This is a genomic window from Lacinutrix sp. Bg11-31 (assembly GCF_002831665.1).
GTDB lineage: Bacteria > Bacteroidota > Bacteroidia > Flavobacteriales > Flavobacteriaceae > Lacinutrix.
In genome coordinates, this window is the sequence record NZ_CP025118.1 from 620,637 (window position 1) to 640,718 (window position 20,082).

A 20,082-nucleotide genomic window follows, 5' to 3' on the forward strand; every position below is an offset into this window, starting at 1 on the left:
CTTCTGTTTTTTTATTTTAATAGTATTCGTTTTCAAACTAGAAAAGATTAATGTAAAATATACTTGAGAAATCAAAAATTATAATTTATAATATAAATTTATAATTAAAAAAACCGTCTAAACTTTTAAAGCTAGACGGTTTTTATTTCAACAATAATAGCACTAAAATTGTTCTATTAAATAGTTTATTAAATCTGTAGTTGTTACAATACCTACTAATTTCTTATTGTCAACAACTGGTAATGCATGAAATTCTTTTTTAGCTAATATCTCTGCCACTTCTTTAATAGTTGTATTTGTATTTACGCTTATTAAATTTTTTGCCATAACCTGCTCAATAGTAAACATGTTATAAACTACTGTGTCAATTTCTTGCTCTTCTTCGAAAGCAGAATCTGCAAAACTTATGCGTAATAAATCTGTGAAACTTAACATGCCAATTATAGATTCTCCAGAAACTACAGGAATATGGCGAATATTATTTTTTTTGAATAATTCTTCAGCTGTTTCTAAATTATCTGTGTGGTTAAGTGTAATAACATCTTTGGTCATTATAGCTGATACTGGTGTTCTTTTCTTCATAATTATTTAAGTTTTAAATTCTACAATAAAGATAGGTTTAACACTTAAAAATTAATATGACAATAATCATATTTAGAAAATAAAATAGAAGTTTTTCTTAAATTAAAAATTGAGCACATTACTGATATTTATCATAGTTTTAATTGATAATAGGCATTACTTTTAATATGTTATTTAGTTTATAGTTATTGAGTTTTTTCAATAGTAATAACCTAATTACATTTTTATTATTTATCAAACCTATTAGTTAATGGTTAAGCTTAAAATAGTGTTTGCTAATAATAAATACGCTATTAATCAATGAATAAAAACAGAAGTAATAGTATTGCTTCTGTTTTTTTTAATTAAAAATTTGAATAATAATCATAATAAGCACTTTTATGAATTTTCTTGAATTTATTTACGATTGGATATCCAAACATCCAATAGCCACAAGTTTAATAAAGTATTGCTTCTGGATTCTGTTTTCTATTTTAATTATTCAGTTTTTAAGGCGCTCTTTAAAACGTTACTTACCAGAAACAAAAACAAGATATAAGTCTCAAAAAGCAATTGAAATTATAGGCTACATTTTTTTAATTTTTTTAACTATTTCATATTTTACAGGTAATGTTAAAGACTTCACATTAGCAATTGGCTTATTTTCTGCAGGAGTTGCTATTACACTTCAAGAGTTGTTTTTAAGTATAGCTGGTTCCATTTATATCTTTTTAGTAAAAGTCTATGCTCCAGGAGATAGAATAGAAATTAATGGTATTAAAGGAGATGTAATAGATATAGATAGTATTTACACAACCATGATGGAAATTGGTAAATGGGTAAGTAGCGATAACTATAGTGGTAGAATTGTAAAACTTAGTAATGCTTTTGTTTTTAAAGGACCTATTTATAATTACTCTCGCGATTTTCCATTTATTTGGGATGAAATTGAAATTCCCATTCGTTACGGTTCGGATATCGAATTAGCTAAAGAAATTGTGTTAAGTACAGCTTCTAGAATTCTAAGTAATTATACATCAATCTCTAAAGAAGAATGGAAAACTGTTGTAAATAAATATTATATAGAAGATGCAATTTTGGATCCTACATTAGCAATTAGTATAACAGATAATTGGATAAAATTTAACCTTAGGTATATAGTAGATTATAAAAAAAGAAGAGCAACACATCATTTGTTACATGATGAAATTAATAAACGTATAAATGAAACTGCTGGGCAAGTTCAATTAGCATCAACAACCATAGAAATTGTTAAAGTTCCAGAGTTTAAAATAGAAAAATAAGATCTCAATAAAAAAATATATAAATAGGTGTTAATGAGAAATATCATAGTTTTTAAAGTGTATACATCCTATTTTTGAATTACTAAATACTATAAATTATGAAAACGATAATACAATATGTAAATATAAAAACAAGCGAAACCATGTCTCTTTATGTTACTAAACATTTAGAAAAACTATCAAAAAAATATGAATGGGTTATAAAAGCTAATGTTTTTTTTAAGCATGAAAACGATGCAACCGAAAAAGGTAAAATTTGTGATATTGAATTAAGTTTACCTGGTCCAAAAATATTTGCAACTTCAAACGAAAAAAATTATGAAATGGCTGTAAAAGAAACCATATCAGATTTAGAAAAACAACTTGAAAAAAGAAAAGCAAAAATAATTAATCATTAAATTTAAATTAAAGATGAAAAAAATTCTTGTCCCTGTTGATTTTTCTGAACATTCAGAATATGCATTACAAACAGCAGCAACTTTAGCTAAAAAACACAATAGTAGTCTTGTTGTTTTACACATGTTAGGGCTTTCTGAAGCAATACTTACTAAAAACGAATCTGATGAGATTTTAGAAGGTGTTTTCTATATGAAACTAGCCGAAAAACGCTTTAGTGAATTCCTGGATAAAGACTATTTAGATGGCATCTCAATAGAGACAACAGTTCAAAATTATGTGCATTTTAATGAAATAGATAAAGTAGCCCAAGAGTTTCATGCTAATTTAATAGTTATGGGATCTCATGGAGCAAGCGGTATTAAAGAGGTTTTTGTAGGCTCAAACACAGAAAAAGTAGTACGTACTTCGCAAACACCAGTTTTAGTAGTTAAAAACCCAGTGTTAAATTTTAAAATAAAGAGAGTAGTTTTCGCTTGCGACTTTAACTTAGACTTTGTAGAGCCATTTAAAAAAGCATATCAGTTTTTTAAAACCCTAGGAGCAGAATTTCAAATTGTTTATATTAATTTACCAGATAGATTTATAAGTACCACAGAAATGAAAATTAAAGCTTTTAAGTTTTTATTACACACAGGAATTAAGGAATTAGCAGAACAAGAAAAGAATATTATTTATTATAATGATTACACACTAGAACGCGGTTTGTTTTCTTTTAGTAACGATTTTAATGCAGATGTAATTGCTATACCAACTCATGGTAGAAGAGGTATTGCACATTTCTTCTCAGAGAAAATAGGAGAGACGTTAGTAAACCACAGCGATATCCCAATAATAACATTTAAAATTTAGTACATTCTATATTTATCGTTTAATAAAAAAGCAGAATACTCTTATTAAGTATTCTGCTTTTTTTTAAGTTTGATTAAGTATTAAATTTTTTGAATAGTCCACTTTTTAGTTTTGCCTAGAGTAGCAAAAATAGTATTAGAGAGTAACTTAGAAGTAATGCTTGGAGCTTTTATAAGACTACTTTTATCTAAAGCAATGTAAGTTGCATTATCTGGATCCAGATATTTAGTTATTTTACCATTAGTATCTATTAAAACCTCGAAATACTTATAATAATACACGTTTATATTTAATTTGTTTTTACCAATATCTTCTTTCATTAATTCTAAAGCAATAGCAAAATCAAAATCGAAATTTGTAGCATTTAAAAACTGAGGCTCAATAATTGTTTTTCCAGATTTGTCTATATAACCATAATAAGAAATACCTTCTTTTTTATACGTTATTAAACAGCGTTCTTTTTTAAAAATAGGATAGCTTTTGCTATTAACATTTGTTAAAACTAGATCGTTTCTAAAGGCTACTAAAATATCACCTTCAGTATTTATAAAAGCCCATTGGTCACCTTTTTTAATAGCCGCAACATCGTTATGGAAAGGCGAAATATAATCTATGTTTTGTGTATACCCTAAAAAAGGGATTATAATAAGTGTAAAGACCAGAATAGCTGCTTTTTTCATGATAAATTATTTGTATTTGTTTATTCAAAAATATCATGATTTTAAAGCTTATAAAATGATATAAATCATGAATGTAGTATTAATCTTAAGCGATGCTAAACTTTGATGTCAATTAATTTTGAAGTATATAAATTGAGAAAAATAGTCTGTAATTAGGCACAAAGTATGGCTTATGTCTTGTAAAAACCATTATATCTAATTGTTTTTAGTCTTTTATTTAGAACATGACTAATGTCATTTTAAAATATTAACGTATAAACTAATTTAGAATTATCAATCAAGATAGATTTTTAAACAGTATTAATAAATCTAACAAATACAATTTCAAATCGTAAGACCTTGAAATTGTTGAGTGTTTAAAATTATCATTTAACTGCAATGCTTTGTCACTTTATACAAAGAAGTCTTTAGGGTTACTATTCGTTAAATAATAAATTTAAACACTACCAAAAAAAACAGGAAGCTTAGGCTTCCTGTTTTTAATTAAAACACTTTACTAGATGCCTGATATTCGTCATAGTTTTCTATAGTAATACACAGTAATTTTAATAAAATTTAATATGTATAAAAATGAAAAACATACTATTGCCAACGGATTTCTCGGATAATTCATGGAATGCTATTGCTTATGCATTGCAGTTGTTTAAAGACGAGGAATGTAATTTTTATCTTCTTAATACTTATACTCCAATAATATATCACACAGAACAAGTTTTAATAAATCCAGAACAATTTGATCTTGCAGGACCAGATGCCGTTGGAGAAATGGCTAAAAAGAATTTGCAAGAGGTAAAAAATCGCATAGAAAAAGAATTTAAAAACCCTAAACATACTTTAGTTACAATGGCTGTTTTCAAGACGTTGATTCGAGCAATAAATGAGCTTCAAGTAGATAAAGCAATAGACTTTATTGTTATGGGAACAAAAGGTGCAACTGGAGCAAAAGGAGTACTTTTTGGCTCCAATACTGTGCATGTTTTTAATAGTGTAAAATGTCCTGTTTTGGCTGTGCCAGAAAAGTTTAATTTTGAAACGCCTCGTGAAATATTATTTCCATCAGACTATAATATAAAATTTAGTGAAATTAAAATTAAACCATTGGTGGATATTGCAAAACAGTACCATTCGCGAGTAAATATTCTTCATGTGTTTTATGGAGAAACACTTTCTAAAGCACAAGAGAGTAATAGGCAGCAATTGGAGAACTTGTTTAAAGGTTCAGCATACTTGTTTCATGAAGTAAAAAACAAAAATATTTCTCATGCTATTACAGATTTTCAACTTAAAGCACGTATTAATCTATTGGTTTTGGTTAATAATAAGCATTCTTTTTTCGAGAATATATTCTTCAAAAATAAAATTAACCAAATCGGTTTTCATTTAAATATCCCGTTTTTAGTGATTCCTTCAAAATAAAAAAATAAACAAATGAAAAACATACTATTACCAACAGATTTTTCGGATAATTCATGGACAGCAATTGTATATGCTCTTAAATTATATAGTGATAAAGATTGTACGTTTTATGTACTTAATTCTTCAGAGTTAAAAGTTACAACAACACTAAACTTGTCTAAGAAATTAGTTGAGACCTTACATAAAAATGACAAAGCGCAATTGTTAAAATTTAAAGAGAGAATAGAATCGTCTTATCCAAACCCAAATCATGAGGTAAAAGTATTGTTAAGCTCAGAGGCTTTAAGTGAAGCAATAGATACTGCAATTGCTACACATAAAATAGATATGGTTGTAATGGGAACAAAAGGAGCTACAGGTCTTAAGGCATTTGTTTTAGGTAGTAATACTGTAAGGATTATTAATAAAATTATTAAATGCCCAATACTAGTAATACCAGAGAACTATAACTTTATTGCGCCAAAGCAAATTGCTTTCCCAACAGATTATAGTAGGTTTTATGCGCACAAAGAGTTACGTCCTATACAAGATTTTGCAGATTTGTGGGATTCTAAAATTAGAGTATTATATATAGCAGAAAAATCGAGTTTAACTAAAGAACAAAAAATTAATAAAGCTGTACTAAAAGAACATTTTGCGCATAATAAAACTGGATTTCATTGGGTACTAAAGTGTTTAAAAATCACTAATGAAATTACATCTTTTGTCGAAGATTATAAAGTAGATCTATTGGCAATGGTAAAGTATAAACATAGTTATTTTGAAAAAATATTAAGAGAGCCAATCATTAAAAAAATTGGTTTTCATATAACTGTCCCTTTTTTGGTTATACCCAAATAAGCTGATTTTTATCATTTCGAATACTATTTTATAATAGTACATTTATACAGTAACGTAACTTATTATAAAATGAGACATAAAATATTATTACCTACCGACTTCTCTAAAAATGCTTCTAAAGCCATTGAATACGCATTAGAATTATATAAAGATGATGTATGCGATTTCTATTTGCTAAACGTGTTTTATGCTAAAGGGCATTTAATAGAAAGCCTTATTAATCTAGAGCCAGGAAGTGGTGTTTATGAAATAGTAAAAGAGGAGTCGCAAATTAGGTTGCAAAAAATAATAGACGGTTTGTTATTGGGAGACAATGTAAACCCTAAGCATCAATTTAAATCCATTTCAAAGTTTAATAATACAGTTGAAACCATAAAAAATGTAGTAGAAGAAAAGGATATTGAAATGATTGTTATGGGTACAAAAGGAAAAACAAATGCTCGAAAAGTTGCTTATGGTAGCATTGCTATTAATGTTATGGAAAAAGTGCGTAATTGTCCAGTGATTGCTGTGCCTGAAGACGCAAAACTAGACATGCCAAAGGAGATTGTTTTTCCAACAAGTTATAAAACACATTTTAAAAGGCGTGAACTAATTTACCTTATCGATATAGCAAAAAAATGTAAAGCAAATATTGCTGTTTTACATATCTCTAACGAAGATAAACTTGATCAAAAGCAACTTGAAAATATAGAGTTATTAAAGGAATATTTTAAAGAGGTTACATACTCTGTTCATAACCTGTTAAATAATAATGTAGAAACAGCAGTTGGCCTTTTTGTAGAAAGTAGAGCAAGTGATATGGTTGCATTTATAAATAAAAAACATGCTTTTTTTGGTAGTATTTTAACACAACCATTGGTAAAAGATATAACCTATCTCACCAATGTGCCAATATTAGTAATGCATGATTTAAGAAACTAAAAAACAAATAAGATGAAAAAAGTAGGCGTTTGGATTGATAAAAATAAAGCACAAATTGTTAAGCTAGAAGATGGTTTAGAATCTGTGAAAATTGTAGAGTCTAATATTGAGCATTTTCACGTAAAAGGTGGTTCTGGATCAAGGTTTAAAGGTGGTCCACAAGATGTTATACAGGATAGTAAATATCTGGAAAGAGAGAACCAACAACTCAAAAAATATTTTAAAACTATTGCAGAAAACATAAAGGATGCAGATGCAATTGTATTGTTTGGACCAGCTCAAACAAACGAGAAATTTAGTAAAGAACTGCAAGAACGTTATACTACGTTAGCAACAAAATTAAAGGCAATAAAAAAAGCAGATAGTATGAGTGATAATGAGGTAAAAGCTTGGGTTAGAGATTTTTTTATAAAGCATTAAATACAATTAGAAAAGCCAATTTAAACTTAGTAATAATGGAAACACAACTCGAATACTTAAGTTTCAATTCAGACAAGTCTATTGATGAATTATTGTACACAATGAAACAAACGGAGTTGCATTTAAAAAATATAGAAACAGAATTACGTTTCCTGAAATTTTTAATTGATGCAAGAATTTATAAGGAGAAAGTGATGAATTTGTTTGAAAACCTTACTCTTTTTGATAAAAAAGTGGATCGTTTTCTAAACGAGATTGAAGATGCATTAATGGAGTTAAATAATCAAACAAATTTAATATCTAAAAAGATAGAATGTGAAGATTTAGAATGCGATGCTTTTTTTATTAATGAGCATAATAAGATAGAGAGTGAATTTTTTAACTTAATTAAAAAATCAAGCATTGTTAAATTAGAGTTATTTCAATATTTAAAGAGTGTTATAAAAAATGTGTAGCGCACACTATTTATAGCTTAACCTTATAAAATATCATAAACTATGAATACGAACAATACAGATTCAAAATATATAGAATGGATAAGTGCTGAAGAAATGCATGAAGTAACAAAGCAATGGCTCTCTGATTTAAAATTTATTGCAGATGAGCAAAAGTTCTTTCAGGATTTAATAAAAAATTATACCATACAGTTAGTCGATAAAAGTGTATTTGCAGATACTAAAGTAACTATAGACGCTCTTGAAAAGTCTAAAAATAAAACCAAAAATTTATTAGCAGCCATAAAAAGGCATGGAAACGACCTTGAAATACTTGTAGATGGTATCGATCAACTTAAAGAAGAAAAAACTTACAAGAAAAAGCATCGTGAATTTATTAGCTTAATGAGTGCCTTTTTTATAGAATACCAAACATTAAAAACGCAACTTTTTCTAATAGTAAAAAAGGCACTCAAGAAAGAAAACCAACAGCGTCTTTTATAACAAAATAGATTGCTACTCCATAGAAGAGGCTAATATTTACTTGCAATTACCATAGTTGTTTTATCTCATAAATATCACAGTAAATTAAGCCACTATTAAATAGATTTATTTAAAAAAAAAAGAAAAGATGAAATTATTTTATTATTTAATCGCCATTTTATTTTTAACCAGTTGTTCATCTACAAGTATGATAGATAGCTGGAAAAGTAAAGAATACAGTACTTACACGCCTAATAAAATTCTAATTGTAGGACTTACAGATAATCTTACTGCAAGAAAAATATTTGAAGAAAAACTTAAAACAGAACTTAAAAACAGAGGTATTGAAGCCATAGAAAGTTATGATGTTTTTGAATCTACATTTACAAGCTCAAAGCAAACCGAAAAAGACATTCAAAATGAGGTGGCTAAACTCTCAAAAAGTGGTTTCGATGCTATTCTTATTTCTGCAGTAAAAGGTGTTGATGAAAAAGAAGTTTATTCTGGAGATACTTATCAAGTAGACTATTATTGGAGACGTTTTGGACGTTACTATCACAGGTATCAAGATGTTTATTGGAAAAAAGGCTACTACAGCCAATATAAAGTGTATCATATTGAAGCTTCGTTATACAACATAAAAGAGGATAATGATAAATCCTTAGTATGGACAGCACAATACAATATTGTTGATCCTAAACAAATTAGTACTACTGTTAATGATTATGTAAATGCTATCATTAAATCTTTGGAAAAGGAAAAAGTAATCACATTTAAATAATAACCAAAAGGAAATGAAAGTACTAATATACAGCGCAAAAGATTTCGAAATTCCATATTTAGAAAATGCAAATAATGGGAAACATAAATTAACATTTATTAAGGATGCTTTAACTTCTAAAACAGCAATAAAAGCTTTAGGCTACGATGCCATTTCTATTTTCTCTGCAGACGAATGTAGTTTTATGATTTTAGAAAAGCTTAAAGACTTTAATGTTAAATATATTACGTTGCGATCTACTGGTTACGATAATGTTAATTTGCGTTCTGCAGCAAGATTAAACATTAAAGTGGCTAATGTTCCTGCTTATTCACCTTATGCTATTGCAGAACATGCAGTTGCTTTGCTTTTAGCACTAAACAGAAAACTAATAGCTTCTAATAGTAGAGTAAAGCAGTTTAATTTTAATTTAAACCATCTTATAGGTTTTGATTTAAATGGAAAAACAATTGGTGTTGTTGGTACTGGAAAAATTGGCTCAGTAATGTCTAAAATTATGCATGGTTTTGGTTGTAATTTATTAGGCTTTGATATTGAAGAAAATCAATGTTTAATAAACGATTTTAATATAAAATACATGTCGTTAATCGAATTATGCAAACAAGCAGACATTATCTCATTACACGTGCCTTTAAATAGTGATACGCATCACTTAATTGATAGAAATTTAATAGAGCAAATGAAACCAGGTGTTGTAATTATAAATACAGCTAGAGGTTTAATTGTTGATACCGAAGCTATAATTGAAGGCTTAGAAAATAAAACCATTAGTGCTTTTGCTATGGATGTTTACGAGAATGAAAAAAATCTATTCTTTAAAGATTTATCGTACAAAATGCCAGAAGATAATCTCTTTATAAAACTAAACGCGATACCAAATGTTTTAATAACAGGACATCATGCTTTTTTAACTATAGAAGCTTTAACAAATATAGCAGAGACTACAATTTATAATTTAGATTGTTGGAATGATGGCACAGATACAGAGAACGAATTAACCGAAACAATATAAATCGCTTAAAGTTTTTTCTTATTTAAACCATAAATATCTTTTAATACTTGTGGTTTACCATCCTTTTCAACCATTAAATCGTAGCGAATATTAATTTTGGTTCCTAAAGTTGCATGGTAATAAATAATCCAAGCATCTGCTTCTCTTGTGCCAATACAGCCATTAGAATAAGCTTTACCTAAAGATTTTGGGTTTGTAGTTGGATGAATTAATTGACCGTATCTAATATTGTTAATTTCGGTTATTAACCAAGGAATTTGGGGTAATGCTGTTACTTTGTTGTCATCCCTTCGTGTTACATGGTATTGGTGCCCATTTACTGGATTATAATAATCTGGATTTTTTACATGATCAACAATACTTCCATTACCTGTTTTTGTTCTTAAATCGGTAATGCGATCACCAAATTTTAAGTACTTTTTCTCATGTCTGCCAACGCGTACTGTAAATTCATATAACAACAAAGAGTCTTCATAAATACGTAGTTTGTATTCGGGTATATTAACATCTATTAAAGTCTTATCTATGGACTTCTGAAGTTTTTTAGCTAAAACAGAATCTGGTAAAATTAAATTAGCTCCTTTTGGTAAAATCACCATTTTTTTCTGATTATAAACAAAAGAATCCTTTGCCTTTAATCTATAATAATCGGTATTCTGAAGCGTATCTATAATCCATGGATTTGCGCGAACCAATAGGTGTTCGGTTAAAGAATATGGTGTAATCGAGTCGTATTTACAAACAATAGAATCTAAATATTGAAAATAGTGTTCAATCTTTACAGGTTTCTCTATAAGTATAGTAGTTATACTGTCTTTTTTTACTGAAATTTTAGGAATTAAAACAACTTGAGAAGATAAAATAATAGATTCTTCTTTAGTATTACAGGCTATAAATAATAGTGATAGAATAAAAAGTAAGAATATTTTTTTTTTACACATAAGCTATTTTTAATTGAGATCGAAGGCATTATTTCTTTAAGATTGTGATTCTGCTTTTAAGTTATTGTCTGCGCCAAGAATTGGATATCCAATTCTTGATAATAAATGCTTTGCTTTTTCAAAATCATGAGGAGTATTATAAGTAAAACCAACGGTTTCCTCTACTAGATCTACGTCTATATCGTAAACACCAACAATTTCAGATAGTCTATTAACAATCGTATGCTCACATCCTCCGCATTTTAAATTTTGTACATGTAATGTTGTTCTCATTATTTCTCGTTTTGCTTATTAAAAATACTATTAATAATAGTTTTATAAAATGATGTTTATCAGTTTAAACTTTAGAAGCAAAGTTGCATAGTATAGGCTAATTGTTGTTGTTGTTGTTGTTGTTGTTGTTGTTGTTGTTGTTGTTGTTGTTGTTGTTGTTGTTGTTGTTGTTGTTGTTGTTGTTGTTGTTGTTGTTGTTGTTGGTTTTTGTTACAGGAATTTTAATTTCAATACTAACATCTGGCCAAAGTTTAGAAACGCCATCTTTACCTTTATGTAAATCGTAGCATGCATTATTTAAAGTGTCTAGCGCTTTATTTGCTTCCCATTTTAATAAATCCAGATTAGTTTTTAAAGTTAGCGTATCTGCTTTAAAGCTATAATTATAGTCTATTTTCTTTGTGGTATTATTCATATTTAAATTTAGAATCCCTTTTCCAGAATGTGCTTTTAAAATGTTGCCTTTAATTGTAATGGTATTAAAGGTTTTAAAAAACAGTTCTCTTAGCTTTACATCTCGAATTTTAGAATTAGAATTTACAGATGCTGTTTCAATATAAATTTGAGAGTTTTCAAGTAAATTTTCTAAGGTTCCAGAATGGTTTTTAGTATTAAGTTTAAAAGTATCAAAAACACCTTTTACACCAACTTTATCGGAGAATTTATATGCTGTCCAAGCAACTGTAATTCCAGAAGTGTTTAGAACGTAATTTGCATTTTCTTGATCTTGTTTTTTTTCTGAATTTTTACAAGAAATTAAAATAAATAAGACTATTAAATAACCTGAATATTTACTAATTTGTTTCATTGTTTTTTCCATATTTATTGATGATAGCCATTTGTCCAGCATGATAAGTAGTATGAGAAATAATGCGACCAAAAGCTTCCGCTTTTGTTTTTGTCCCAAATTCTTTAGTTTCAATTATAGTTTCCCAATCTGTTTCGGTTTGTTGCTCTACTATCGTTTTTAATTCGTTAAAAGAATGCTCTCCATAAGTTTTAAGTTCGTTTAGTTTTGTCCATTGTCCAGTGTCTTTTTGTGCAATTACAGTTTTCGCAATTACACGAATATCAATTGCTCCAAAGACATTTTTAGCAAAAAGAAGCTCTACATCACCAATATGCCTAATTAAAAAGCCAATGCTATTTGGAGAAGGTGATAGCTTTTTCTTTAAATCGTCTTCTGTAAGTCTTTCTAATTGATTGGTAAATCTAGTTCTAGCTTCAATCCATAATTCTAAAAGAAGCTCTGTTTTAGTTTTCATGATTATATGATTTAGGTTTCTTTAATAAAATATTTTAAAATTTTCTCATTCTACCAGTAATTTCTTCAACAGTTATAGTAAAAACGCTAGGAATATTATCATTAAATATTTTACTTGAAAACTGACTAATAAAATCTAAATCTCGATTTTCAGTTTTTAGTATAATGTCCTTTACACCTAAAGAAAATTGATGCAGCATTGCTTTGGCTTCACTGCCGTAATGTAGATTAAAAGTACCTCTAATTAGTATAGATTTCCAATCGTTTACAGAGTCTATATCTGTAATACAAATTGAAGTAGCATTGTTTTTTCGTAAAGCATTTAGTTTATGTCCATCTGCAGAATAGCAAATAATACTATTTCTCTCTTCGTCATAGAAATAGGTGATTGGTACAACAAATGGCTCGTTATTATATATGTATGCTAAATAACCAATGTAATTTCTACTTAATATGAAGATTTTTTCTTTTGTATCTAATGTCTTTATCATAATTATTTTCGTTAAGATGATTGCTTAAAATTAAGAACAATTTAAAAACTATAAAATGATAAAAATCAGTAGCTCAATTCTTATTTTTTAACGAGGTCGTTGTGAAGTTTTAATTGATTTTTTAATTGAATATTCTCCAATTTTAGAGTTTCGATTTGGTTTAATAGATTAAAAATAACATCTACGCCTTCAATATTTATTTCAAGATCATAATGTAAGCGTATTATTTTTTCAATGTCACGAATTTGTGTTTTCTTAATAAAAACATCATTATCGAAGGTTTGTATCTCTATAAGTTCGTACTCGTATAATGTGTCTAAAAAAGATTGTGGTACTTTATAATAATTACAAAGTTGTTTTATGGAAATTAAGTCTTGTGTGTTCATAATTAACGTAGTTTTTGTAGCGCTTTAATTAACTTTTTTTCTTCGTCTGTAAGTTGCTTTGGAATTTTAAGCGCGTATGTAATATATAAGTCACCAAAGGCATTATCAGTTTTATACTTAGGAAACCCTTTGCCTTTTAATTTTACTTTTGTTTCATTTTCAGTTTCAGGTTTTACCGTTAGTTTTACTTTACCATCAAATGTGTCTACCATAATCTCACCACCCAAAAGCGCAGTATATAAATCTAAATCTACTTGAGTGTATAGGTTCGCTTTGTTTCGTTTAAATTTAGTATGATTTTGAATATGAAACTTAATATATAAATCACCATTTGGGCCATTATTTATTCCTTTTCCACCATAACCATTTATTCTAATTTTTTCACCATTTTCTACACCTGCGGGAATTGTAATTCTTATGTTTTTTCCATTTACGGTTAGTGTACGTTTATGGGTGGTGTACACATCTTTCAATTCCAAAGTTAATTCGGCATTAAAATCTTGACCTCTAAATTGTGCTTGTCGTCTTCCTTGAGATTGAAAACCACCACCTCCAAACATGTTTTCAAAAAAGTCTGAATAATCTCCTTCAAATTGCGAACCTTGAGTTCTTTGTTGTGAGCCACTATATTGCTGTTGTTTTTTAGCATTTTCATAAGCATCTGCATGTTGCCAATCTTTTCCATATTCATCATATTTTTTACGATTTTCAGGATTGCTCAACACCTCGTTGGCTTCATTTATTTCTTTAAATTTCTTTTCGGCATCTTTATTATCTGGGTTTAAATCTGGATGATACTTTCTTGCAAATTTTCTGTAGGCTTTTTTTATATCCTTTTCCGTTGCACTTTTAGTTAATCCTAATGTTTTGTAGTAATCTATAAATTCCATGATGCTGTTTTTATTAAAAGCTAAATTGATTCGAGATAGTGTAAGTTTAAAAATAGATTAAGCTTTAGCTCCTAGAAATGATTATTATCATTTCTTTAATTTGTTTTACAACCTCTCTATTATAAAATAAGAGTGTCTATAAAATAATGAAGAGCAATAACCAAGTTAATTTACGTCTAGAACTATACTAAAATTATAAGTTAGAGTTGTTCTTTTTATGAGTTTCTAAATGATGCTTCAATAATTGTTTTAAACTTTCTAAATAATCTTGCATAGTAGTCTCATTCATTTCTGGATGTGCAATCGTTGGAATAGTCATTGGGTTCTCGTCTAAAGTTCTATACAATTCAGGATAATTAGTTTCAATGTTTAGTGTTAATCTTGTAATGTCTGTGAGTATATTTTGTAGTTTTTTCATTTTTAATTGTATTTCCATATTGCTTTAGAGGTGTTATTTTCAAGCGCTTTTTTTGTTATTTTAAAAACTGTTTTTCGAATATTTCTCACCCATTTAATAAACTCTGAAACTTCATCTTCTAAATATTCGTGTTCAGTTCTAAAAAAAATAGCATCGTAAGTTAAGGGTTGCTTTATGAGTTTGGATAATTGCTTAAAGTTAATTTGTATTCGAATTGATAAAAGATCAGATTGGTTTAATAAAGACAATAATTCTATTTGTAATTCCCTTATTTCGTCTAAATTTTCTACTATTAGAAGCTTCACAAAATGGTTATCTATTAAACGAATAAGAAACTCTAAATCTTGTTTAATAAACTCTATCTCTTCGTTCCAGTCTTGAGTTAAAGCATAAAGATCTTGCCAGTTTGCTTTTTGTATATAATTGCCTTTAGGTCTTATTCTGTAACTATCCATAGTACCATTATTTTAGTTATAGCATTAAAGGTACTTTGAGATATTGTATTTTAAAATGACCAATATCATAAACTAAAAAGTTGTAATTTTTGTTTAACTAATAATACGTCCATCACCCATTTCTATAATTCGATCTGTACGTTTTGCAAAATCGTCGTCATGAGTTACTATTAATAATGAAAGGTTTTGCTCCTCGCTTAATTGCTTAAAAATATTAAATACATTATCTGCATTATGGCTGTCTAGATTTCCAGTAGGCTCGTCTCCCATAATTATAGACGGGTTATTTATTATAGCACGAGCAATAGCAACACGTTGTTTCTCTCCTCCAGAAATACGAGATGCTCTTTTTTTTGCTAAATGCTCAATATTTAAAATTTTAAGTTTTTGTATGGCATCATATTCAATTTCTTGAAGTGATTTTTCAGCTAATTTTTTAGCTGGAAGCATAACATTTTCTAATACTGAAAATTCGGAAAGCAGATAATGAAACTGAAAAACAAAACCAATATGCTTATTTCTTATATAAGATAATTTGTTTCTACTTTGACCAGTGATTAATTCATTATTTAAAAACAATTCGCCTTCGTAATCGGTATCCATAGTAGATAAAATATAGAGTAGTGTCGATTTTCCACAACCAGATTTTCCCATAATGGAAGTAAATTCGCCTTCACTTATTTTAAAGTTAATATCTTTAAGCACATGAAATTCTACAGGCTTTCTAAAAAACTTATTTATATGTCTTGCTTCAAGAATAGTTTTCATGTTATTGGCCTCTTATAATTTCTATAGGATCTATTTTTTTTGCTTTTTTAGATGGTAAGTAACCTGCTAAAAAGGTAGAAATAATAGCAAACGTAAAACCAATAATATAGTACCATATGTTAAAGTCTATTGGGTAAGTTTCTACTGTAGGTAGTGCTTCCGTTTTAAACGGAATAGTGTTTATTATGTTAGTAAAAATTAAACCTAATAATAAGCCTAAAACACCACCAACAAAACCAATTATCATCGCTTGGCTCATAAAAATAAGCTGAACATCTTTACCAGAAAAACCTGTAGCTTTTAAAATGGCAATATCATTCATTTTTTCATAAATAAGCATGTTTAAAATATTATAAATTCCAAAACCAGCAACAATAAGCAATGTTAAGGAAACAGCATAAGTAATAAGGTTTCTAATGTTTGTACCAGTTTCAAATTGGGCATTTGCCGTATTAATATCTATAGCTGTTAGGTTAAATTGCTTTTCAATTTTTTTAGATAGTGGTAAAGCTTTATCAATATCATGCAGTTTTACATTAATATCTGTAATATAATTTTGTGTTTCACCTAAAATACGCTGTACTGTTTTAATATTTGTAAAGCTTTGTATTGCATCCAAATCTGCAATACCACTTTGGTAAAATCCTACAATTTTTAAAGGAAATAGACCACCATTTATTGGGCTAACTTGTACGCGGTCGCCAACTTTTAAAGCCATTTTATTGGCAATACCAATACCCAATAAAATACTGTTATCGGTGTTTTGTAAAGCTTCTGCTGAGCCTTCAACAATATAATCACTCATATTAAAATAGGTTGCTTCTTCAACAGGTTGTATTCCTATTAAATTACCACCTAATTCAATAGGTCCAGCGATATAAAATATTTGTGTTTTTATTTGTGGAAGTACGCCAAGTACATTTTCGTTTTTCTTTAAATAAGAAATAATTGGTACTGCATTATGGATTTTCTTTTGAGTGTGTTTTGGTTTTATGGAATGGATAATGTTTATGCTATTTTCAAAATCAGTATATAAAGAAATGGGTTGTTTTTTTGTAGGTTCGATCTCATTGTAAATGTGAATATGTGGTGTTTGATTTAATATTAAATCATCCAACATGGAGTTTAAACCAGTCATAAACGAAACCAAAGTAATGTATGCGCAAATACCAAAAGTTACACCAAGTGCAGCTGTTAACGTTTGTTTGATTTTAGTTAACAAGTGCGTTTTGGCAATATTTAATATAACTTTCCAGTTAATCATTCTGTTGGTTTATAGAGGTATGTTTTTGCTGTAACTCCCGAAAGTACTTCAATAAATTCCATGTTTAATAAACCTGTTTCAATAGTAATAATACCATTGTCAGTTTTAACTTTATTATTTTCTATGAGATAACTTTTAGGAATAGTTAAAGCATTTTCTTTCTGTAAAATAATAATATTTGCTTCACCAGATAATCCTGGATATAACGTTTTTGGTGGCATATCGAAAATAGCTTCTAGTGTAAAGGTTTGATTGCGTTCGTCTTTTTGAGGATAGATTTTTGATATTTTCCCAGTAAAAATTTCATTAGCATAAGCGTCTAAAGTAATGAGTGTTTTTTGTCCTTTGTTAATTTTTACAATATCTACTTCGTCAACCAATAATTTAATTAAAAAATTTTTAGCGCTACCTATTGCAGCCAATGGTTCTATTGTATTTACAATCTCACCAGATTCTTTATATAGCGCGTAAATTTTACCATTTATAGCACTTGTTACTGTGAAATCTTTAGTTGTAATTAGTGAAGATTTATAATTATTATTTGCCCTATTCACAGCATTTTGAAGCTCTTTTTTTGTGCGATTATATTTGCTAACTAATAATTTTAAGTTGTTTTGAGAGAGTTCGTAGGTTAATTTTTTAGTGTCGAGTTGCACTTTAGAACCAATTTTTTGTTCCCATAAATTTTTTTGTCTGTAAAAATTAATAGAATCGTTACTTAAACTAAGTTTAACTGCACTAATTTCATCTTTAATAGCATCTAAAATTGCTGTACTACCACTATAATTTTCTTTAGCAAAGTCTAAAGCTAGTTTTGCGTTATCTGTATTAAGTTTTGGTGTGTTATTTATAACTTGAATAATAGGTTGGTTTTTAGAAACTATTGCGCCTTCTTCAACCATGTTTTTATCTAATAATCCAGCAACAGCAGCATAAACTTTATATAAGCTGTCTGGCTGTATTGTTGCAGATGTATAAACAGATTCTGTAATTGTTCTTTTTTTCGGAAGGATTTTTTCTTCATTTTTAGAACAAGAAAATGTAGCGAAAATAAGAAGTATAACTATAATTTTTGAGTGCATTTTAATTATTCATTTTTGATAAAATAACAACAAATAATTAATGATTAAAATGACATTAATCATTCTATTATAAATCGTGAACTATTCGTTTTTTTTGAGGTTCTTGATCGTACTATAATAATAACAAATTCAACAACTTTTTTTGAGCACTTATAATTCTTTTTCTTTAGCAGAAAAAACGATGTCAATTCCTTTTGTAGTGCCAATTCTATCTGCTCCAGCATGAATAAATGAAACAGCTTCTTCTTTATTATAAATACCTCCTGATGCTTTAATTTTTGTATTGTCTCCTATTGCAGAACGAATCATTTGTATGTCTTTTAATTGTGCGCCATTGCTACCAAAGCCAGTTGATGTTTTAATATAATCTGCATTAGCCATTTTACAAATGTCGCAAACAATTCTAATTTCATATTTATTTAAATAACAGGTTTCAATTATTACTTTTAGAATGTGATCTCCTATTGCTTTTTTTACTGCAGATATATCACGACGTACTTCTTTTGTTAATTCAGATTTAAAGAGACCAATATTCATGACCATTTCAATTTCGTCTGCGCCATCTTTAATTGCTTTTTTAGCTTCTTCAATTTTTGCTTTTGTTGAGGCTGCACCTAAAGGAAAACCAACTGTTGCACAGACTTTAATTTTAGAGTTTTTTAAGGCATTAAAAGCACAGGTTACCCAATAACTATTAACACAAACCGAATAGAAATTGTATTGTTTAGCTTCATCACAAAGTTTTAGAATATCATCTCGCGTCGCAGTTGGCTTTAATAATGTATGGTCTATGTACTTGTTAATTTCTTTCATTACTTGTGTGCGTTAATAACGTTGATAATGACGTCCTTTTGTAATACTCCAGATTGCCTCCAAATTTGTTTTTTATTCTTAAAAAGTAATAGTGTTGGTACACCTCGAACATTGTATTTTGATGCCAATGCTTTATTCTTATCGACATCAATTTTTATAATTTTCACACTGTCGCCTAAATTTTCTTTTACTTGTTTTAAAATAGGAGCCAAGGCTTTACAAGGGCCACACCATTCTGCAAAAAAGTCGACTAAAACTGGTGTATCACTATCTATAATAGAATTAAAGTTGTTTTTCATTATTTATTAAGTGTTTTATTTATTTAATATAACCTTCTTTCTTTTTGTAAATCTAGCAGTTTTTCTTTTCTTTTAAAGTCAATTAAAGCATAAAACAGCCAACTAAAAGCACCAATAAAAAGAATGCGTTGCGTTAATCCTTTATACTCTGGAAACTCGAGCATTAAATAAGATGAAACTAAAGCGAGTAAAAACATTAATATGGTTTTAATTTTATCATTAGTTTCTTTTAAAACGAGTAAAAAGAGCAAACAAAATAAGCAAAAAGCAAAGCCAGTTATGCTTGAAAACATAGAATGAAAAGCATCTTGCGTGTAATTATAATTATAAATCTTGTAAAAAGGTCCTGCCATTTCAAAAATACCAGTTAGTATAAATGAGAAGCAAAAGAAAAACAATCCAATGTTTTGCAACACGTTAGTTTTTAATGTCTTTATGCCAAGAAAAAATGTAGCAGTACCAAGTAAAATAATTACACTATTAGCAATCCAATTACCAGGAGCATTTTGGCTTCCAAGTTCGCTAACCGAATTTTCAATAATAGAATACCCTTGAAAAGAAAATAATGGCAATAAAAACATTACTGCTAAAAATAGCAGATATATTATTGCATATATAACACCAAATAATCTCAT

Annotated in this window: 28 protein-coding genes; 11 read left to right on the plus strand and 17 right to left on the minus strand. The window is 28.3% G+C overall.

The window, feature by feature from the left end:
* Positions 1 to 162: 162 nt before the first annotated feature.
* Positions 163 to 582, minus strand: a complete 420-nt coding sequence (locus CW733_RS02840) for a CBS domain-containing protein (protein WP_100995493.1) — start codon at positions 580 to 582, stop codon at positions 163 to 165.
* A 380-nt stretch (positions 583 to 962) separates the two neighbouring features.
* Between CW733_RS02840 and CW733_RS02845 the strand changes: the two genes are divergently transcribed.
* From CW733_RS02845 to CW733_RS02855, 3 genes are all read left to right on the plus strand, one after another.
* Positions 963 to 1,865, plus strand: a complete 903-nt coding sequence (locus tag CW733_RS02845) for a mechanosensitive ion channel family protein (RefSeq protein ID WP_100995495.1) — start codon at positions 963 to 965, stop codon at positions 1,863 to 1,865.
* 98 nt (positions 1,866 to 1,963) lie between these two features.
* Entirely contained in the window at positions 1,964 to 2,263 is a 300-nt protein-coding gene (gene hpf, locus CW733_RS02850; RefSeq protein WP_100995497.1) for a ribosome hibernation-promoting factor, HPF/YfiA family, read from the plus strand.
* Positions 2,264 to 2,276: 13 nt separating this feature from the next.
* Entirely contained in the window at positions 2,277 to 3,113 is an 837-nt protein-coding gene (locus tag CW733_RS02855) for a universal stress protein (protein ID WP_100995499.1), read from the plus strand.
* An 80-nt stretch (positions 3,114 to 3,193) separates the two neighbouring features.
* Here the strand turns inward: CW733_RS02855 and CW733_RS02860 are convergent, their stop codons facing one another.
* The gene (locus CW733_RS02860) at positions 3,194 to 3,793 is read right to left on the minus strand and encodes a WG repeat-containing protein (RefSeq protein WP_100995501.1); all 600 of its coding nucleotides are present in this window, start codon (positions 3,791 to 3,793) and stop codon (positions 3,194 to 3,196) included.
* A 570-nt stretch (positions 3,794 to 4,363) separates the two neighbouring features.
* Here CW733_RS02860 and CW733_RS02865 point away from each other — a divergent pair.
* The 8 genes from CW733_RS02865 (at position 4,364) to CW733_RS02900 (ending at position 10,103) form a co-directional block, all read left to right on the plus strand.
* Entirely contained in the window at positions 4,364 to 5,209 is an 846-nt protein-coding gene (locus CW733_RS02865) for a universal stress protein (RefSeq protein ID WP_100995503.1), read from the plus strand.
* Positions 5,210 to 5,221: 12 nt separating this feature from the next.
* Entirely contained in the window at positions 5,222 to 6,049 is an 828-nt protein-coding gene (locus CW733_RS02870) for a universal stress protein (RefSeq protein ID WP_100995505.1), read from the plus strand.
* A gap of 69 nt (positions 6,050 to 6,118) precedes the next feature.
* Entirely contained in the window at positions 6,119 to 6,973 is an 855-nt protein-coding gene (locus tag CW733_RS02875; RefSeq protein WP_100995507.1) for a universal stress protein, read from the plus strand.
* A 12-nt stretch (positions 6,974 to 6,985) separates the two neighbouring features.
* Positions 6,986 to 7,393, plus strand: coding sequence for a hypothetical protein (locus CW733_RS02880; RefSeq protein WP_100995509.1), 408 nt, complete (start codon positions 6,986 to 6,988; stop codon positions 7,391 to 7,393).
* A 35-nt stretch (positions 7,394 to 7,428) separates the two neighbouring features.
* On the plus strand, positions 7,429 to 7,848 hold the full coding sequence (locus CW733_RS02885) for a hypothetical protein (protein WP_100995511.1): 420 nt from the start codon (positions 7,429 to 7,431) through the stop codon (positions 7,846 to 7,848).
* Positions 7,849 to 7,890: 42 nt separating this feature from the next.
* Positions 7,891 to 8,331: a hypothetical protein gene (locus CW733_RS02890; protein WP_100995513.1), complete on the plus strand. Its 441-nt coding sequence runs from the start codon at positions 7,891 to 7,893 to the stop codon at positions 8,329 to 8,331.
* 127 nt (positions 8,332 to 8,458) lie between these two features.
* Positions 8,459 to 9,091, plus strand: coding sequence for a hypothetical protein (locus tag CW733_RS02895; RefSeq protein WP_157811528.1), 633 nt, complete (start codon positions 8,459 to 8,461; stop codon positions 9,089 to 9,091).
* Positions 9,092 to 9,104: 13 nt separating this feature from the next.
* Positions 9,105 to 10,103: a 2-hydroxyacid dehydrogenase gene (locus CW733_RS02900; protein ID WP_100995516.1), complete on the plus strand. Its 999-nt coding sequence runs from the start codon at positions 9,105 to 9,107 to the stop codon at positions 10,101 to 10,103.
* A gap of 5 nt (positions 10,104 to 10,108) precedes the next feature.
* Here the strand turns inward: CW733_RS02900 and CW733_RS02905 are convergent, their stop codons facing one another.
* The 15 genes from CW733_RS02905 to CW733_RS02975 all read right to left on the minus strand — a co-directional run bounded on the left by CW733_RS02905 (position 10,109) and on the right by CW733_RS02975 (position 20,082).
* Positions 10,109 to 11,044: a L,D-transpeptidase gene (locus CW733_RS02905; protein ID WP_100995518.1), complete on the minus strand. Its 936-nt coding sequence runs from the start codon at positions 11,042 to 11,044 to the stop codon at positions 10,109 to 10,111.
* A gap of 36 nt (positions 11,045 to 11,080) precedes the next feature.
* Positions 11,081 to 11,317: a heavy-metal-associated domain-containing protein gene (locus CW733_RS02910; RefSeq protein ID WP_100995520.1), complete on the minus strand. Its 237-nt coding sequence runs from the start codon at positions 11,315 to 11,317 to the stop codon at positions 11,081 to 11,083.
* A gap of 97 nt (positions 11,318 to 11,414) precedes the next feature.
* A complete protein-coding gene (locus tag CW733_RS02915) occupies positions 11,415 to 12,125 on the minus strand; it encodes a YceI family protein (RefSeq protein WP_198520102.1) in 711 nt (236 codons plus the stop codon).
* Complete coding sequence (locus tag CW733_RS02920; RefSeq protein ID WP_100995522.1) at positions 12,112 to 12,582, minus strand: DinB family protein; 471 nt, start codon at positions 12,580 to 12,582, stop codon at positions 12,112 to 12,114. The genes CW733_RS02915 and CW733_RS02920 overlap by 14 nt, the downstream gene beginning before the upstream one ends.
* Before the next feature lie 34 nt (positions 12,583 to 12,616).
* Positions 12,617 to 13,072 (minus strand): pyridoxamine 5'-phosphate oxidase family protein, encoded by a 456-nt coding sequence (locus tag CW733_RS02925; RefSeq protein ID WP_100995523.1) that lies wholly within the window; start codon positions 13,070 to 13,072, stop codon positions 12,617 to 12,619.
* Positions 13,073 to 13,152: 80 nt separating this feature from the next.
* A complete protein-coding gene (locus CW733_RS02930; RefSeq protein ID WP_100995525.1) occupies positions 13,153 to 13,458 on the minus strand; it encodes a chaperone modulator CbpM in 306 nt (101 codons plus the stop codon).
* A 2-nt stretch (positions 13,459 to 13,460) separates the two neighbouring features.
* On the minus strand, positions 13,461 to 14,348 hold the full coding sequence (locus tag CW733_RS02935; protein WP_100995527.1) for a DnaJ C-terminal domain-containing protein: 888 nt from the start codon (positions 14,346 to 14,348) through the stop codon (positions 13,461 to 13,463).
* A 193-nt stretch (positions 14,349 to 14,541) separates the two neighbouring features.
* Complete coding sequence (locus tag CW733_RS02940) at positions 14,542 to 14,766, minus strand: hypothetical protein (RefSeq protein ID WP_100998633.1); 225 nt, start codon at positions 14,764 to 14,766, stop codon at positions 14,542 to 14,544.
* A gap of 2 nt (positions 14,767 to 14,768) precedes the next feature.
* Complete coding sequence (locus CW733_RS02945; protein ID WP_100995529.1) at positions 14,769 to 15,221, minus strand: hypothetical protein; 453 nt, start codon at positions 15,219 to 15,221, stop codon at positions 14,769 to 14,771.
* Between the two features lie 93 nt (positions 15,222 to 15,314).
* On the minus strand, positions 15,315 to 15,989 hold the full coding sequence (locus CW733_RS02950) for an ABC transporter ATP-binding protein (RefSeq protein WP_100995531.1): 675 nt from the start codon (positions 15,987 to 15,989) through the stop codon (positions 15,315 to 15,317).
* Between the two features lies 1 nt (position 15,990).
* A complete protein-coding gene (locus CW733_RS02955) occupies positions 15,991 to 17,253 on the minus strand; it encodes an FtsX-like permease family protein (RefSeq protein ID WP_100995533.1) in 1,263 nt (420 codons plus the stop codon).
* The gene (locus CW733_RS02960; RefSeq protein WP_100995535.1) at positions 17,250 to 18,335 is read right to left on the minus strand and encodes an efflux RND transporter periplasmic adaptor subunit; all 1,086 of its coding nucleotides are present in this window, start codon (positions 18,333 to 18,335) and stop codon (positions 17,250 to 17,252) included. Before CW733_RS02960 ends, CW733_RS02955 begins: the two co-directional genes overlap by 4 nt.
* Before the next feature lie 150 nt (positions 18,336 to 18,485).
* Positions 18,486 to 19,148, minus strand: coding sequence for a deoxyribose-phosphate aldolase (gene deoC, locus CW733_RS02965; RefSeq protein ID WP_100995537.1), 663 nt, complete (start codon positions 19,146 to 19,148; stop codon positions 18,486 to 18,488).
* A complete protein-coding gene (trxA, locus tag CW733_RS02970; RefSeq protein ID WP_100995539.1) occupies positions 19,148 to 19,447 on the minus strand; it encodes a thioredoxin in 300 nt (99 codons plus the stop codon). Before trxA ends, deoC begins: the two co-directional genes overlap by 1 nt.
* A gap of 23 nt (positions 19,448 to 19,470) precedes the next feature.
* Positions 19,471 to 20,082: a DUF998 domain-containing protein gene (locus CW733_RS02975; protein ID WP_100995541.1), complete on the minus strand. Its 612-nt coding sequence runs from the start codon at positions 20,080 to 20,082 to the stop codon at positions 19,471 to 19,473.

What these genes read in the sequence shown, in the direction of transcription:
- CW733_RS02920 (WP_100995522.1), bottom strand. Translation starts at nt 12,582, where the DNA reads ATGAAAACTAAAACAGAGCTTCTTTTAGAATTATGGATTGAAGCTAGA.
- CW733_RS02845 (WP_100995495.1), top strand. Translation starts at nt 963, where the DNA reads ATGAATTTTCTTGAATTTATTTACGATTGGATATCCAAACATCCAATA.
- CW733_RS02880 (WP_100995509.1), top strand. Translation starts at nt 6,986, where the DNA reads ATGAAAAAAGTAGGCGTTTGGATTGATAAAAATAAAGCACAAATTGTT.
- CW733_RS02935 (WP_100995527.1), bottom strand. Translation starts at nt 14,348, where the DNA reads ATGGAATTTATAGATTACTACAAAACATTAGGATTAACTAAAAGTGCA.
- CW733_RS02975 (WP_100995541.1), bottom strand. Translation starts at nt 20,082, where the DNA reads ATGAGATTATTTGGTGTTATATATGCAATAATATATCTGCTATTTTTA.
- CW733_RS02900 (WP_100995516.1), top strand. Translation starts at nt 9,105, where the DNA reads ATGAAAGTACTAATATACAGCGCAAAAGATTTCGAAATTCCATATTTA.
- hpf (WP_100995497.1), top strand. Translation starts at nt 1,964, where the DNA reads ATGAAAACGATAATACAATATGTAAATATAAAAACAAGCGAAACCATG.
- CW733_RS02955 (WP_100995533.1), bottom strand. Translation starts at nt 17,253, where the DNA reads ATGATTAACTGGAAAGTTATATTAAATATTGCCAAAACGCACTTGTTA.
- CW733_RS02840 (WP_100995493.1), bottom strand. Translation starts at nt 582, where the DNA reads ATGAAGAAAAGAACACCAGTATCAGCTATAATGACCAAAGATGTTATT.
- CW733_RS02860 (WP_100995501.1), bottom strand. Translation starts at nt 3,793, where the DNA reads ATGAAAAAAGCAGCTATTCTGGTCTTTACACTTATTATAATCCCTTTT.
- CW733_RS02870 (WP_100995505.1), top strand. Translation starts at nt 5,222, where the DNA reads ATGAAAAACATACTATTACCAACAGATTTTTCGGATAATTCATGGACA.
- CW733_RS02905 (WP_100995518.1), bottom strand. Translation starts at nt 11,044, where the DNA reads ATGTGTAAAAAAAAAATATTCTTACTTTTTATTCTATCACTATTATTT.
- CW733_RS02930 (WP_100995525.1), bottom strand. Translation starts at nt 13,458, where the DNA reads ATGAACACACAAGACTTAATTTCCATAAAACAACTTTGTAATTATTAT.
- CW733_RS02890 (WP_100995513.1), top strand. Translation starts at nt 7,891, where the DNA reads ATGAATACGAACAATACAGATTCAAAATATATAGAATGGATAAGTGCT.
- CW733_RS02875 (WP_100995507.1), top strand. Translation starts at nt 6,119, where the DNA reads ATGAGACATAAAATATTATTACCTACCGACTTCTCTAAAAATGCTTCT.
- CW733_RS02960 (WP_100995535.1), bottom strand. Translation starts at nt 18,335, where the DNA reads ATGCACTCAAAAATTATAGTTATACTTCTTATTTTCGCTACATTTTCT.
- CW733_RS02865 (WP_100995503.1), top strand. Translation starts at nt 4,364, where the DNA reads ATGAAAAACATACTATTGCCAACGGATTTCTCGGATAATTCATGGAAT.
- CW733_RS02945 (WP_100995529.1), bottom strand. Translation starts at nt 15,221, where the DNA reads ATGGATAGTTACAGAATAAGACCTAAAGGCAATTATATACAAAAAGCA.
- deoC (WP_100995537.1), bottom strand. Translation starts at nt 19,148, where the DNA reads ATGAAAGAAATTAACAAGTACATAGACCATACATTATTAAAGCCAACT.
- CW733_RS02885 (WP_100995511.1), top strand. Translation starts at nt 7,429, where the DNA reads ATGGAAACACAACTCGAATACTTAAGTTTCAATTCAGACAAGTCTATT.
- CW733_RS02895 (WP_157811528.1), top strand. Translation starts at nt 8,459, where the DNA reads ATGAAATTATTTTATTATTTAATCGCCATTTTATTTTTAACCAGTTGT.
- CW733_RS02855 (WP_100995499.1), top strand. Translation starts at nt 2,277, where the DNA reads ATGAAAAAAATTCTTGTCCCTGTTGATTTTTCTGAACATTCAGAATAT.
- CW733_RS02950 (WP_100995531.1), bottom strand. Translation starts at nt 15,989, where the DNA reads ATGAAAACTATTCTTGAAGCAAGACATATAAATAAGTTTTTTAGAAAG.
- trxA (WP_100995539.1), bottom strand. Translation starts at nt 19,447, where the DNA reads ATGAAAAACAACTTTAATTCTATTATAGATAGTGATACACCAGTTTTA.
- CW733_RS02940 (WP_100998633.1), bottom strand. Translation starts at nt 14,766, where the DNA reads ATGAAAAAACTACAAAATATACTCACAGACATTACAAGATTAACACTA.
- CW733_RS02925 (WP_100995523.1), bottom strand. Translation starts at nt 13,072, where the DNA reads ATGATAAAGACATTAGATACAAAAGAAAAAATCTTCATATTAAGTAGA.
- CW733_RS02915 (WP_198520102.1), bottom strand. Translation starts at nt 12,125, where the DNA reads ATGAAACAAATTAGTAAATATTCAGGTTATTTAATAGTCTTATTTATT.
- CW733_RS02910 (WP_100995520.1), bottom strand. Translation starts at nt 11,317, where the DNA reads ATGAGAACAACATTACATGTACAAAATTTAAAATGCGGAGGATGTGAG.